General features: G+C 71.3%; 16 protein-coding genes and 1 pseudogene. 6 read left to right on the forward strand and 11 right to left on the reverse strand.

The genetic code is table 11. The annotated features are described in order from the left end of the window. Positions 1 to 35: 35 nt before the first annotated feature. The 3 genes and pseudogenes from AC07AW_RS02190 to AC07AW_RS02200 all read left to right on the forward strand — a co-directional run. Positions 36 to 419 (forward strand): annotated as a pseudogene (locus AC07AW_RS02190) (YunG family protein); the annotation flags it as partial. 60 nt (positions 420 to 479) lie between these two features. Beyond that, complete coding sequence (locus AC07AW_RS02195) at positions 480 to 980, forward strand: NUDIX hydrolase (protein WP_478814370.1); 501 nt, start codon at positions 480 to 482, stop codon at positions 978 to 980. An 85-nt stretch (positions 981 to 1065) separates the two neighbouring features. Then, positions 1066 to 1485 (forward strand): VOC family protein, encoded by a 420-nt coding sequence (locus tag AC07AW_RS02200; protein WP_478813619.1) that lies wholly within the window; start codon positions 1066 to 1068, stop codon positions 1483 to 1485. A 55-nt stretch (positions 1486 to 1540) separates the two neighbouring features. Here AC07AW_RS02200 and AC07AW_RS02205 read toward each other — a convergent pair whose 3' ends face one another. From AC07AW_RS02205 to AC07AW_RS02230, 6 genes are all read right to left on the reverse strand, one after another. Continuing rightward, a complete protein-coding gene (locus AC07AW_RS02205) occupies positions 1541 to 2506 on the reverse strand; it encodes a sigma-70 family RNA polymerase sigma factor (protein WP_478813620.1) in 966 nt (321 codons plus the stop codon). 433 nt (positions 2507 to 2939) lie between these two features. Continuing rightward, on the reverse strand, positions 2940 to 3224 hold the full coding sequence (locus tag AC07AW_RS02210; RefSeq protein WP_478813621.1) for an SHOCT domain-containing protein: 285 nt from the start codon (positions 3222 to 3224) through the stop codon (positions 2940 to 2942). A 33-nt stretch (positions 3225 to 3257) separates the two neighbouring features. Then, positions 3258 to 3710, reverse strand: a complete 453-nt coding sequence (locus AC07AW_RS02215) for a DUF6325 family protein (protein WP_478813622.1) — start codon at positions 3708 to 3710, stop codon at positions 3258 to 3260. A gap of 114 nt (positions 3711 to 3824) precedes the next feature. Beyond that, positions 3825 to 5057 carry a PP2C family protein-serine/threonine phosphatase gene (locus tag AC07AW_RS02220; protein ID WP_478813623.1) on the reverse strand — a complete coding sequence of 411 codons (1233 nt, stop codon included), beginning with the start codon at positions 5055 to 5057 and terminating at the stop codon, positions 3825 to 3827. A 129-nt stretch (positions 5058 to 5186) separates the two neighbouring features. Continuing rightward, the gene (locus tag AC07AW_RS02225; protein WP_478813624.1) at positions 5187 to 5675 is read right to left on the reverse strand and encodes an N-acetyltransferase family protein; all 489 of its coding nucleotides are present in this window, start codon (positions 5673 to 5675) and stop codon (positions 5187 to 5189) included. Further along, complete coding sequence (locus AC07AW_RS02230) at positions 5672 to 6640, reverse strand: LysR family transcriptional regulator (protein ID WP_478813625.1); 969 nt, start codon at positions 6638 to 6640, stop codon at positions 5672 to 5674. The genes AC07AW_RS02225 and AC07AW_RS02230 overlap by 4 nt, the downstream gene beginning before the upstream one ends. Positions 6641 to 6824: 184 nt before the next feature. On the opposite strand from AC07AW_RS02230, the gene snpA reads away from it, so the two are divergent. Then, entirely contained in the window at positions 6825 to 7478 is a 654-nt protein-coding gene (snpA, locus tag AC07AW_RS02235; protein ID WP_478813626.1) for a snapalysin, read from the forward strand. Between the two features lie 43 nt (positions 7479 to 7521). Here snpA and AC07AW_RS02240 read toward each other — a convergent pair whose 3' ends face one another. Genes AC07AW_RS02240 through AC07AW_RS02250 form a run of 3 tightly spaced genes read right to left on the reverse strand, consistent with a single transcriptional unit; the run spans position 7522 to position 8864 of the window. Beyond that, positions 7522 to 7941, reverse strand: coding sequence for a DUF6304 family protein (locus tag AC07AW_RS02240; protein ID WP_478813627.1), 420 nt, complete (start codon positions 7939 to 7941; stop codon positions 7522 to 7524). Positions 7942 to 7983: 42 nt separating this feature from the next. Continuing rightward, the gene (locus tag AC07AW_RS02245) at positions 7984 to 8223 is read right to left on the reverse strand and encodes a hypothetical protein (RefSeq protein ID WP_478813628.1); all 240 of its coding nucleotides are present in this window, start codon (positions 8221 to 8223) and stop codon (positions 7984 to 7986) included. A 59-nt stretch (positions 8224 to 8282) separates the two neighbouring features. Beyond that, on the reverse strand, positions 8283 to 8864 hold the full coding sequence (locus AC07AW_RS02250) for a dihydrofolate reductase family protein (protein ID WP_478813629.1): 582 nt from the start codon (positions 8862 to 8864) through the stop codon (positions 8283 to 8285). A 103-nt stretch (positions 8865 to 8967) separates the two neighbouring features. On the opposite strand from AC07AW_RS02250, the gene AC07AW_RS02255 reads away from it, so the two are divergent. Continuing rightward, on the forward strand, positions 8968 to 9543 hold the full coding sequence (locus AC07AW_RS02255; RefSeq protein WP_478813630.1) for a TetR/AcrR family transcriptional regulator: 576 nt from the start codon (positions 8968 to 8970) through the stop codon (positions 9541 to 9543). An 11-nt stretch (positions 9544 to 9554) separates the two neighbouring features. On the opposite strand, the gene AC07AW_RS02260 is transcribed toward AC07AW_RS02255, so the two are convergent. Both AC07AW_RS02260 and AC07AW_RS02265 read right to left on the reverse strand, forming a co-directional pair. Next, the gene (locus AC07AW_RS02260; RefSeq protein WP_478814371.1) at positions 9555 to 10598 is read right to left on the reverse strand and encodes a family 2 encapsulin nanocompartment cargo protein polyprenyl transferase; all 1044 of its coding nucleotides are present in this window, start codon (positions 10596 to 10598) and stop codon (positions 9555 to 9557) included. 104 nt (positions 10599 to 10702) lie between these two features. Continuing rightward, positions 10703 to 12118 carry a family 2B encapsulin nanocompartment shell protein gene (locus tag AC07AW_RS02265; protein ID WP_478813631.1) on the reverse strand — a complete coding sequence of 472 codons (1416 nt, stop codon included), beginning with the start codon at positions 12116 to 12118 and terminating at the stop codon, positions 10703 to 10705. A 252-nt stretch (positions 12119 to 12370) separates the two neighbouring features. Between AC07AW_RS02265 and AC07AW_RS02270 the strand changes: the two genes are divergently transcribed. Next, positions 12371 to 12961, forward strand: a complete 591-nt coding sequence (locus tag AC07AW_RS02270) for an N-acetylmuramoyl-L-alanine amidase (protein ID WP_478813632.1) — start codon at positions 12371 to 12373, stop codon at positions 12959 to 12961. The last annotated feature ends 3 nt before the right edge of the window (positions 12962 to 12964 follow it).

Here is a 12964-nt window from a genome sequence, read left to right on the forward strand (position 1 = left end):
GGCCGTTGTCAGTGCTTGCAGGCAGGATCACGGGCATGACGCCGTTGCTTCTTTCCGACATCGAACAAGCCGTCCGCAGCAGCTGGAGTGCCGAGACGTGCACGCCTGAGTTCCGATCGCGCTGGACCGAGGACAACCCGGCTCGGGACCAGTGCGGGGTGACCGCCATGGTGCTCAATGACCTGCTGGGAGGCGAGCTGGTCCGCGGGGAGGTCCACGTCAACGGAGAGCGTGTGGACTACCACTGGTGGAACCGCCTGGGCATGGGCATTGAGGTCGATCTCACCCGCGAGCAGTTCGGTCCGGAGGAGACTGTCACTGGCGGCATCGTCATTCCCCGCCCGCCCGTGACCGAGTGGCGCAGGCTCCGTGAGGAGTATGAGCTTCTCCGCGACCGAGTCATGGAGAAGCTCAATCGACAGCAGGCAGCAGCCTCTGTGGCCGTGCCTCGGCAGCCTTCTGTAGGGCTCGTGGACGAGATGGTCGAGCGTGTTGACGAGCAGGACCAGGTCTTGGCGGTGGTCGGCCGGGCCGAGGCTGTTCGCAATGGCTGGTTGCATCGGATCGCCGTGACGGTGTGCCGGGATCGGGAAGGCCGGATCCTCGTGCAACGTCGTTCCGAGCACCTTGCTCGGTTTCCCGGACACTACGAGGTAGCGTCCGGCGGTGCCGTTGCCGTGGGTGAGTCCTATAAGGAGGCCGCATCGCGCGAACTGGCCGAGGAACTGGGCGTTCGAGCACCGGTCCGCTTCCTCGTGAAGTTCCTGAACCGCAGTGGGCTCAGCCCCCATTGGCTTGCCGTGCACGAGGCTGTCCTGTTCGACAATCCGATTCCTGACCCGGACGAAGTGATGTGGCACGGCTGGCTGTCGGAGTCCGAGCTCCTCCGGTCGATGCGGGAGAACCTGTTCACTCCGGACAGCCATGACACTCTGAGTCACTACTTCGCCGCTGCGGAGCGCCCCGCTGGCCGGCCGTGAACACACCCCACCTCGTCGCCCTCTTCCGCGCCGGAGCCCGCTTCGAGCCCGGCCACGTCGTCGAGCGCCCCGAGGCGGTGGCCGCGTGAACCGGCCGACGCACGGGACGCTGCACCATGTCGAGATCTGGCTGCCCGATCTCGACCGCGCGCTCGCCTCGCTTGGCTGGCTGCTGGTGGAGCTGGGCTACACCATCTCCCAAAGCTGGGACACGGGCCGCAGCTGGGCGCTCGGGCCGACCTACCTCGTCCTCGAACAGTCTCCCGCTCTCACCGCCGACCGACACGACCGCCATCGCCCTGGTCTGAACCACCTCGCGTTCCACGTCGAGGACGCCACTGCCGTAGAGAAGCTGGCCGTCGACGCCGCACAGCACGGCTGGCGCCTGATGTTCCCCGAACTGCACCCTCACGCCGGCGGCTCACAGCACTACGCCGCCTACCTGGAGAACGACGACGGCTTCCAGGTCGAACTCGTCGCGATAAACCCATCCGAACAAACGTAAGACGCCGAGGCCAGCAGCAACGCGCTGCGGACCCCGCTCGCCTCGCCGTCCGGGTCTACAGACCGTGGCCATGGGTTCGGTACGGGACGCCCAGCCGGTCACCGACCTCGGCGAGGACATCCGGGCAGAAGTAGTACCAGCGCAGGCACGTGATCCCGCCGTCGGACGTCTCCGCCCGGAGGACGTCCTCGACCGCCTCGGGACCGTCGCCGTCGGTCGGGGCGGCCCACATCAGGACCAACGGATCGCCGTCCAGCTCCCGAACCTCGGCGCGCCACCGCACGGAGGACTCCAGACGCAGGGTGTGGTGCAGCGAGCCGGCGGCGATCTGGTCCCGCCCGACTTCGTGGGCCATCCCGATGACGTCACTGACCGCGTCCTCGACGAACAGCTTGGTCAGCCCGTCCAGGTCGTAGGCGGTGAACGCCGCCGCGAGGGCGTCGAGGGTGTCCCGGTCGGGGCCCGTGCGCCGGGTGAGCGCGGTGGGCCGATCGGGGTCGGCGAGCCGTCCGCGGCCACGGTGCAGTGCGGCCTTGACCGCACCCTCGGTGGTGCTCAGCATGGCGGCGATCTCCTTCAACGGCAGGTCGAACACGTCCTTGAGCACGACAGCCGCTCGCTCCTGCGGCGCCAGCAGGGTGGCCACCTCCGCGAGCGCGTCCCTCACCTCGGCGGAATCGGCGCCGGCAGGCGCCGCACGCTCGGAGGGCTCGACGAGAAGCGGGGCGGGACGGCGAACCTGGTCGAGGTAGGCGTTCGTCGCGATCCGCACCAGCCACGCCATCGGACGCTCGACCGGCTGGTGGGACTGCGCCGCACGCGTGAGGGCCCGGGCGAGCGTCTCCTGGGCCAGGTCCTCGGCGTCCCACACGCTGCCGGTCAGACGACGGCAGTACCGGAACAGCTCACCCCGCAACGGCTCCAGAGCGACCAGGAACTCACGACGCGCGGCCTGGGCCGCCGCAAGCAGAGGCTGCGGCAGCGCGTCGAGCGCGGAAGACAGGTCGGGGTCAGGCGTCATTTCACAGCTCCTTGGACGGCGAACGGCTGTACACACCAGTACGACGGGACAGCCTTCGAATCCGATACGTAGCCGCGAAAGTGAGCCCGCTCACCCCTCTCATGCTCACCGGCGGAAGGGAGCGCCTGACCAGACGGGTGCTGTTCTGACGAGCAGCGTATTGCGACGATCGCTGGACTCATCTCGGCGATCCCCCGGGCCCGGCTCACGTGGAGCAGTCCGCACACAGTCCGCAGGACACCCGATCAGGACCGTCGTACCCCATCGCCAGCCAACAGCAAAAGGCCAGGTCAGCGCCCCACAGGGAAGATCCCCGCAGGTCACCGACCCGGCCCATTACTAGGAGACCAAGAAGGCCTGATCTCAGCCTTGGCCGTCCGACGAACGCCTCCGGCGGCGGGCACCTGGTGTGGTGCCCGCCGCCGGGAGCCGGTCACGAGGCGAGGATCGTGCGCTTCTGTTGCTCGAACTCGGCCTCGGTGAGCACGCCCTGGTCCTTGAGTTCGCCGAGCTGCTTCAGCTGCTCGATCTTGCTGCTCATGTCCGGGGCGGCCGGGGGCGGGGGCGGGGGCGGTTCGGCCTGGTACGCCTGTTGCTGCGGGGGTGCCTGTTGTGCCGCCCATCGTCCCTGCTGACGGCGCGACACGCGGTTCGACACGGCGGTCGCCGTTCCGGCGACGACAGCGGTGCGCGCGACCCCGCGGAGGAGACCTGGCATGGCTGTGTCCCTTCTGCGCTGGTGAACGAATGTCTAGCGAGCGGCTTCGGTGTCGTCGAGGGCGGCGACGAGGTCGGTCACCGGGATCCGCCCCGAGGCGACCAGCCGGGCTCCGCCACGGCGCAGGGCCGCGGCGAACGGGGCGGCCCACAGGTTCTCGTAGACCAGGATGCCGGCGGAGCTGCCGGGCTCCAGCGCGGTGGCCGCCTCTTCGAGGTCGTCCTGGCCCAGGAGCCCTGACGACGCTCCCTCGAAGACGGCCAGGTCGAGCACGCCGTCGCCGGTGAGGTCGGCGATCTCCATGCCACTCACGGTTCCGTCGTCGTCCTTCTTGACGAACGTCAGGTCCAGGATCCGGATGAGGCCGCGGTCCACGAGATCGACGAGGAGAGGAAATCCCTCGCCGGTCATCCGGTTGCCGGGGAACTCGACGATCAGGTAGTCGATGGGGCCCACTTCGGCCGTTTCCTCGATTGCGTCACTCAAGGCGTCACCTCTGCTGCTCGTGGCTTTCCCCCGCTGACACCCCCACGTGGCACAGTCCCATTGCAGCATCGGGCCCCGCCCGTCGCATCTCGGTACGCCGGTCGACGACACGGTTCACAGGCGGATGATGACCAGGGCGGTGTCGTCGATGTTGCCCGTGGGCGGGAGGAGGTCGGCCAGGAGTGCGTCGGCCAGGCCTTCCGGGTCGGCCCGGCCGTGCCGGACGAGGGAGTCGGCGAGGCGGGCCAGGCCGACGTCGATGTCCTCGTCGCGGCGTTCGATCAGGCCGTCCGAGTAGAGGACCAGGGTGGCGCCCTCGGCGAAGGCCGTACTGGCCTCGGGCCGCGGAACGTGTTCCGGGCGCGCGCCGAGCGGCGGGTCGGTCGCCCGGTCCAGGAACGTCACCGTGCCGTCGGGGTGGAGCAGGGCGGGTGGTGGGTGGCCCGCGCTGCTGTACGTGAGGGTGTGGGTGTCCCAGTCGATGTACGTCTTCACCACCGTGGTCGACTCCGCACCCTGGACATGGCGGGCGTACAGCCCGAGGGCGTCCAGCGCCCGGGCCGGACCGTCGGCGACACGGGCGGCCGCACTCAGCGCGCTGCGCAGCTGGCCCATGACACCCGCGGCTTCCAGGCCGTGGCCGACGACGTCGCCGACGGCGACCGCGATGCGGTCCCCGGGCAGGTCGACGAGGTCGTACCAGTCACCGCACACGTTCAGGGCCCCGACGGCGGGCCGGTAGCGGACGGCTGCCCGGTGGTGCCCGACCGGCGTCGGGGCCGGCAGCATCGCCGCCTGCAGGGCCAGGGCGACCTCGCGCTCGCGCGCATGGGCCCGCCGCAGGCGCTCGTTGACCTGCTGCAGTTCGCGGGAGCGGGTGTAGAGCTCGGCCTCCAGCACCTGGGCCCGGCTGCTGTCGCTGCCCGTGCCGCCCCGGGCACGGATGAGCTCGGTCACCTCCTCCACCCGGTGCACGAGCAGCACCACGTGCCCGTCCGAGTCCAGCACCGGCGCGTTCACCGGGCTCCAGAAGTGCTCGACCCAGCGTCCGGGCCGCTCGACGTCCTCGATGTCGTAACGCAGCAGCGCCATGGTGTCCCGCTCGCCGGTCGCCACCACGCGCAGCATCGATGCCCGGGTCTCCCGCATGCCGGCTGCGGCCGGGTCGTTCGGGTTCTCGGGGAAGACGTCGAAGATGTAGCGGCCCAGCAGTTGCTCGCGCGTGCGCCCGGCCAGCCTGAGGAAGTCCTCGTTGGCATCGGCGTACACCAGCTCGGGGGTGAGCAGCGCCACCATGCCGGGCAGGGCGTGGAAGACCGTGGAGTAGTCGATCTGCGGTTCCCTCACGTGCTGCCCCCCTCGGCACCGACCGTCACTGTGTGGCGGTCCCACGATAGAAGCGGAAACGCCACGTCGCCGGTCCACCACTCCCTGCGAGTCTCCTGCCGCTCGCCCTCGGGGACCGCGGCCACACGTTCAGGGGGCGGAGGTCGGCTCCGTCGGGAGGGTGTAGCGGCGTTTCTCCTTGGAGGTGGCGCCCAGGCGGTCGTAGAAGCGGATCGCGTTCTCGTTCCAGACGGGGGTCTGCCACTGGAGTTCCGGGAGGCCGAGGGTGCGGGCCTCCGTGCGGAGGGCCGCCATCAGGAGGGGGCCCAGGCCGTGGCCGCGGGAGGACTCCGTGAGGTAGAGGCAGTCCATGTGGAGGTACTCCGTGCCGTCCCAGGTGGAGAGCTCCGGGGCGCAGGTGGCGTAGCCCGCGAGCGTGCCGTCGGGGAGCGCGGCGACGAAGCAGCGGAGGCGGGGCCGCTCGGGGCCGAAGAGGAGGCCTGCCAGGCGGTCCGTCAGGCCGGGCGCCGGGGGTGCCGCCTTCTCGTACGCGGCGTGTTCGGTGATCAGTTCGACGACGCGGGGCAGGTCCTCCGGGCGTGCGTGGCGCACCTCTGCCTGGGCGGGGTCTTCGCTCATACGGCCATCATGCACGGTCCCACCGACAGTGTGGCCGTCGTGCCCTGGCGGCGGAGCCACTCGCGGTACGGGGCCGCCCGCAGGGCCACCTCCCGGTAGGCCGCCGCGAGTTCGGCGTACAGGACGTCCAGGGGTGCCCCCGGGCGGGCGTAGAGGAGGAGGCGGACGCCGAGGGGGTCGCCGCGCAGGGGGCGGATGGCCATGTCCTCGCGCGGGACCGAGGTGGGCTGGCAGGGGGCGACGGCCTCGCCGAGGACGATGAGCGAGGCGGCGGTGTGGTAGTCGCCGTGCAGCAGCGGCGGGTCGATGCCGGCGGCGCCGAGGACCCGGCGGAGGCCGTCCCATTCGCCGTCGACGGTCGGGTCGACCATCCAGTGGTCGGCGGCGAGGTCGGCGAGGTCCACGACGGGGCGGGCGGCGGCGGGGTGGTCGCGGGCCATGGAGACGAACTGCGGTTCGCGGGCGACGAGGACGCGGCCCGTGAGGCCCTCGGGGACCCGCAGCGGGCAGCCCTCCACCTCGTGCACGAAGGCCACGTCGAGCTGCCCGGTGGCGACCGTGCGCAGCAGCGCGTTGGCGGAGACGTCCACCCGGAGGCCGACGTCGGTGCCGGGGAGCCGCTGCCGGAGCCGGCGCAGCCAGCCCGGCAGCGCCCGGCTGGCGGTGGAGCCGACGCGGAGTCCGGGGCCGTCGGCGCGGGCGGCCGCGGCCCGGGTCTCGGTGACGAGCGCGGCCATGTCGGCGACGAGGGGGCGGGCCCGGCTGAGCAGGGAGCGGCCGAGCGGGGTGGGGCGGCAGCCGGTGCGGCCGCGGGAGAAGAGCTCGGCGCCGAGGGAGTTCTCGATGCGGCGCAGCTGGGTGGTCAACGAGGGCTGGCTCATGCCCAGTTGCCTCGCAGCCTTGTGCAGGCTGCCCGTGTCCGCGATGGCGCAGAGCGCGCGCAGATGTCTCACCTCCAGCTCCATGCCCCGAGGGTAGGGCGGCTCCCGGAGTCGCACCAGACGCCCGCAACCCTTCAATTGCCTTTCATTCCAAGGGAGTTGACGCATTTCAGCTCGGTGATGCGTTGGGGTTATCGGGGGATGGCATCATCCGCTCGCGGGTCGGCTCCCCCGAGACTCTCTCCGAACCCAACAGGAGGAGCCCCCCATGACTCACCCCAAGGTCCTCACCTCCGTGCTGACCGCCGCTCTCGGCCTCGGTCTCGCCGCCTCTCTCGGTACGGCCCCGGCCGCGGCGGTCGGCACGGACACCACGGTCGCCGCCGGCAACGCCGCCGTGGCGTACGCCGGTTCGGCCGAGGAGGCCAAGGCCAACAAGGCCTTCTTCGACGCCGTCGTGAAGTCGGTGGCGAAGAAGCGGGCCGCGACCCCGGGCGCGACCGCCGTCACCGTCGTCTACAGCGCGGCGAACGCGCCGAGCTTCCGCACCCAGATCGCCCGCTCCGCGCAGATATGGAACAGCTCGGTGGTGAACGTCCGGCTCGTCGAGGGCGGCAACCCGGACTTCGCGTACTACGAGGGCAACGACTCCCGCGGCTCGTACGCCAGCACCGACGGCCACGGCAGCGGCTACATCTTCCTCGACTACCGGCAGAACCAGCAGTACAACTCGACCCGGGTCACCGCCCACGAGACCGGGCACGTCCTCGGGCTCCCGGACCACTACAGCGGCCCGTGCAGCGAGTTGATGTCGGGCGGCGGCCCCGGTACGTCCTGCCAGAACGCCCAGCCGAACGCGCAGGAGCGGTCCCGCGTCGACCAGCTGTGGCGTTACGGTCTCGCCTCCGCGTTCAAGGGCTGAGACCCGGCGGTGGCGCCCCCTCCCCGGGGCGCCACCCGTGCGTTCAGGCCGCCTGGAGGAGCCTGCGGCCGAAGTCCGCGCCGGGCGGCAGCTGGCGCCGTACCCGCTCAAGGGCGCCCTCGAAGTCGCCCCCCGCGACGCACGCCTCGAAGGCGGCGCCGCCGTAGTGCAGCGTCAGGCTGAGGTCGGGGCGCTCACCCAGCGTCAGCAGGCAGGCCAGCGTGGCCTGCTGGGCTGTGCCGTCCACGACGACGGGGAGCGGCAGGTCCCACTCCAGGACGCAGCCCGTGAGGGCCGCCCCGCTCCCCTCGGCGGCGACGAGCGCGGCGAAGCTCTCGCCCGCGTACTCGACGCCCCTGATCCGGGTGGCGACGTGCCGCCCGTCGGCCGTGATGACGATCGCTTCCGCGCCGCTGCGGTCCCGGTACCAACCGGTCCAGACTTCTGTCGACTCCGATGACATGCGCGGACTGTAGCGGTATGACCGGCTCCGCCGCGCGCCCGGTCACCCCGGGGCCGGACTTCTCCCGATCTCGCCGTTCTTGCCGGTCACGTGCGGGGTGGCGGCTTCCGCCCCCTCGTAGAGCGGGCACTCCGGATTGCGGCAGGGCTGCACCTCCCACTCCGGCACCCAGGCCCCGAGGACCTTGTGCCGGGTGGCCAGTACGGCGAGCGGTTCGCCGCAGGCCGGGCAGTGGCGCTCGGCCAGGGGGTCCCGCGTCGTGTGAGGCACCTCGTCACCCATGCATCCAGGGTAGGTCGCCCCGCACCCGAGCGCTTCCCGCCGCCGGGGGCACGTACCCGCTACCGCTTCCTGGTGTACGTGCGGACGAGCACGCCGTTCTCGAAGGCGCGGACGTCGGAGAGGTCGAAGTCCCGGGGCTCGAAGCCGGCGCCGAACATCGGCATGCCGGTGCCGTAGACCTGCGGGTACGTCTTGATGACCAGCTCGTCGATCTCCTCGATGAGCTCGCCCGCGAGGGTGGAGCCGCCGCAGAGCCAGATGCCCAGGGGGCCGTCCTCGGCCTTGAGCTCGCGGACGCGGCCGACGAGGTCGTCGGCGATCAGCTCGACGTTCGGGTGGGGTGCCTCCGCGAGCGAGCGGGTGGCGACGAACTCGCGCAGGTGGTTGTACGGGCTGGTGATGCCGATGTCCAGGGCGAGCTGGTAGGAGCCCAGCCCCTGGATGACGGTGTCGAAGTGCTTGTTCGCGCCGTCGACGCCGAGCATCTCCCGGCCCTGCGTCGGAATGGTCTCCGGGTACTCGGTGCCCATCCAGGCCATGTACGGCCCCTCCGAGTACTTGAACATGGAGGTGGCATCGCCCTCGGGGTCGCCGATGAAGCCGTCGATGGTGCAGGCGATGTAGTAGGTGAGCTTGCGCAAACCGGTCCTCTTCACTCTGGGGAAGCGGCTGCTCTCGCAACCACGACAGTTATAGTGCTTCACGTGTAGTGGTTGCGCAAGACTTTTTCAGAAGGAGTCCGACATGGCGAGAAACCCGGAACGCCGTACGGCACTGCTCGACGCCGCGATCGAGGTCCTGGCGGACGAAGGCGCCCGTGGGCTGACCTTCCGGGCGGTCGACGCCCGGGCGGGGGTCCCCACGGGCACCTCGTCCAACTACTTCAACGACCGGGACCAGCTGCTCTCCCAGGTCGCCGACCGGATCTTCGTACGGCTCACCCCGGAGCCCGGCGCCATCGACACCGCGCTGCTGCCGACGCCCAGCCGCGCGCTGGTCGTCGAGCTGATGCGCTGGCTCGCCCGGCGCATGACCGCCGAGCGCACCTGCTACCTCGGCCTCTTCGAGCTGCGCCTGGAGGCCGCGCGCCGCCCCGAGCTGCAGAAGCGGTTCACCGAGGTGCTCCGGGCCGACCTCGACCTGAACATCCGGCTCCACCTCGACTCCGGCATGCCGGGCGACGCGGACACCGTCCGGGTGCTCTACGTCGCCCTCACCGGACTGCTCCTCGACCACTTCACCGTCCCCGGGCTTCTCGGCGACCGGGACCTGGACGACATGATCGAGACCGTGGTGACCCGGATCGTCCCCGACATGTGAGGACCGGGCCGTCAGCGCGTACGCCGCGTCACGAACTCCGCGAGGGCCAGCAGGTCCTCCGCCGCCGCCAGGTCCGGCACCGCCTGGGCCAGGTGCTCGACGGCGCGGCCCATGCGCTCGGCCGCCTGGGCCTGTGCCCAGTCGCGGCCGCCGGCCCGCTCGACGGCGTCGGCCGCCGCCCGTACCGCCGCCGAGTCGAGGACCGGAAGCGCGTACAGCTCGGCCAGCTCCTCCCCCGCGCGGGTGCCGGAGGTGAGCGCCGCCACCACCGGAAGCGACTTCTTGTGGGCGACGAGATCGGCGCCGGCCGGCTTGCCCGTGCGGTCCGGGTCGCCCCAGATGCCGATGAGGTCGTCGATCAGCTGGAAGGCGAGCCCGGCCTCCCGGCCGAAGGCGTCCATCGCCGCGACCTCCTCCTCCCCCGCGCCCGCGTAGAGCGCGCCGAGGGCGCAGGAACAGCCGAGCAGGGCACCGGTCTTGGCGGTGGCCATCGCCAGGCACTCGTCGAGGGAGACCTCGCGCGGATCGCGCTGCTCGAAGGCGCAGTCGGCCTGCTGGCCGGCGCAGAGCTCGATGACGCAGGCGGCGAGGCGCGAGGCGGCCGCCGCGGAGGCGGGGTGGGGGTCCTCGGCGAGGAGCCGCAGGGCCAGCGCGCTCATCGCGTCCCCGGCCATGAGGGCGTCCGGGATACCGAAGACGGTCCAGGCGGTGGGCCGGTGCCGCCGGGTGGGGTCCTCGTCGACGATGTCGTCGTGGAGCAGGGTGAAGTTGTGCGCGAGCTCCACCGCCGCCGCGGCGTTCACGGCCCGCTCGTCGTCGGCGCCGAGGGCGCGGGCCGCCGCGAGGACCAGGGCGGGCCGGATCGCCTTGCCCGGCTGCCCGGCGTCCGGGCTGCCGTCGGCGCGCTCCCAGCCGAAGTGGTACATCGCCACCCGGCGTATGGAGGCCGGCAGGGAGTCGATGGTCGAGTGCAGTCGGGGATTGACGGCCGTACGCGTCCGGTCCAGGAGCGTCACGGCCCCCTGCCCGTCGGCGACGGCGTCCACGCTGGTCATGGTCACGGTCATTTCCTTCGCATCCTTCGCGGCGGTCCGCTCGGCGATCGGCCGGGAGGGCCCGGGGGCGGGCGGGTTCGGCCCCGCCCCCGGGCGCCGACGGCTCAGCGCCAGCGGCTGACCTCGACGTTCTCCAGGACGCCGAGGGCGTCCGGGACGAGGATCGCCGCCGAGTAGTACGCCGTGACCAGGTAGGAGATGATCGCCTGCTCGTCGATGCCCATGAAGCGGACGGAGAGGCTGGGCTCGATCTCATCGGGCAGGCCGGTCTGGTGCAGACCGATGACGCCCTGGTCGGCCTCGCCGGTACGCATGCAGATGATCGAGGTGGTCCGGGCGTCCGAGACCGGGATCTTGTTGCACGGGTAGATCGGCACACCGCGCCAGGTCGGGATGCGGTTGCCCGCGATCTCGATCGTCTCGGGCACCAGACCGCGCTTGTTGAGCTCGCGGCCGAAGGCGGCGATCGCGCGCGGGTGGGCGAGGAACATCTTGGAGCCCCGGCGGCGGGAGAGCAGCTCGTCCATGTCGTCCGGGCTGGGGGCGCCGTCGTGCGGCTGGAGCCGCTGCCCGTAGTCGCAGTTGGCGAGGAGGCCGAACTCCTTGTTGTTGATGAGCTCGTGCTCCTGGCGCTCGCGGAGCGCCTCGACCGTGAGCCGCAACTGCTGCTCGGTCTGGTTCATCGGCTGGTTGTAGAGGTCGGCGACGCGGCTGTGGACCTTCAGCACGGTCTGGGCGACGCTCAGCTCGTACTCGCGGGGCGAGGCGTCGTAGTCGACGTAGGTGTGCGGGACGACCGCCTCGCCGACGTGGCCGGCGGAGAGGTCGATGGCGGCCTCGCCGTACGTGTTGGTGCTCCGGTCGGGCGTCGCGGCCACGCCCGCGAGGTGGGCGGCGAGCGAGCCGGCCCGGTCCGCGAGGTTCCGTACGTCGTCCCGGGTGAGCTCCAGGACCGTACAGGCGGTGGCCGCCCGGGCGGTCCAGTCCCAGGTGGCGTCCGCGCTCACCAGCGCGACCTCGCCGAGGTAGGCGCCGTCGGCGAGGACGCCGAGCACGGCCTCGTCCCCGTAGGGCCCCTCGCCGATCTGCTCGATGCGCCCGTGCGCGAGGAGGTACACCCGGTCGGTGGGGGCGCCCGCCACGGCGATGATCTCGCCCGCCGCGTACTCCCGCTGGGTGCAGCGGGCCGCGAGCTCGGTCAGCGCGCTCTCGTCCTCGTATCCGCGCAGTGCCGGGAGTTCGCCGAGTTCGGCGGGGATCACCGCGACGCGCTCTCCGGTCTGGACGAAGGTGACGCGGCCGTCACCCACGGAGTAGCTGAGCCTCCGGTTCACCCGGTACGTGCCACCCTGCACCTGGACCCACGGCAGCGTCCGCAGGAGCCACCGGGAGGTGATCTCCTGCATCTGCGGGGCCGACTTGGTGGTCGTGGCGAGGTTCCGCGCGGCGGCGGTGCCGAGACTCTGCTGCGGGGCCTGCTGCTCCGCGCGGACCTCGCCGTCAACCGAACCAACGGACATGGAACTCCCTCTCGTATGACTGATGCCGCGAGAAGCCTTTCAGCACGGAGCGTGTCGCCGCCATTACACATTCGGGTGGGACTGTTCGACGATCTTCGGGGTATGTCATGCGATTTCCATCCGAACAGCGCAGCCCCACCCGTCTCCTGACGATCTGTCCGGATCGGCTCGCACACGGCCCGAACGCATGGCAGCGGAGTGGTGGACTCCGGTACTCCGGAAGCTCACCCCGTCCTCCGGAAGGAGTCGGTCATGGCCACACCCATGTCCGCGAACAGGTTTCTCCGCGTGCTGCGCGACGAGGGCCTCGCGGTCGTCCAGGTCGGCGACTGGTCCACCCACAACCGCAACCACAAGGGCCCCTGGGGCCCCGTGAACGGCGTGATGATCCACCACACCGTGACCCGCGGCACCGCCAACACCGTGCGGATCTGCCGGGACGGCTACGAGGCCCTGCCGGGGCCGCTCTGCCACGGCGTGATCGCCAAGGACGGCACGGTCCACCTCGTCGGCTACGGGCGCGCCAACCACGCGGGGCTCGGCGACGACGAGGTCCTCCGGGCGGTCATCGCCGAGCGGCGCCTGCCGCCGGACGACGAGGCCACCACGGACGGCAACCGGCACTTCTACGGCTTCGAGTGCGTGAACCTCGGCGACGGCGAGGACCCGTGGCCGAAGGTGCAGCTGGAGGCCATCGCGAAGGCGGCGGCCGCCGTCTGCCGGGCGCACGGCTGGACGCACCGTTCGGTCATCGGGCACCTGGAGTGGCAGCCGGGCAAGGTGGACCCGCGCGGGTTCACGATGGCGTCGATGCGGGAGCGGATCGCGGACCTGCTGCGCTGACCC

The sequence above is a fragment of the Streptomyces sp. NPDC044003 genome, assembly GCF_056435185.1.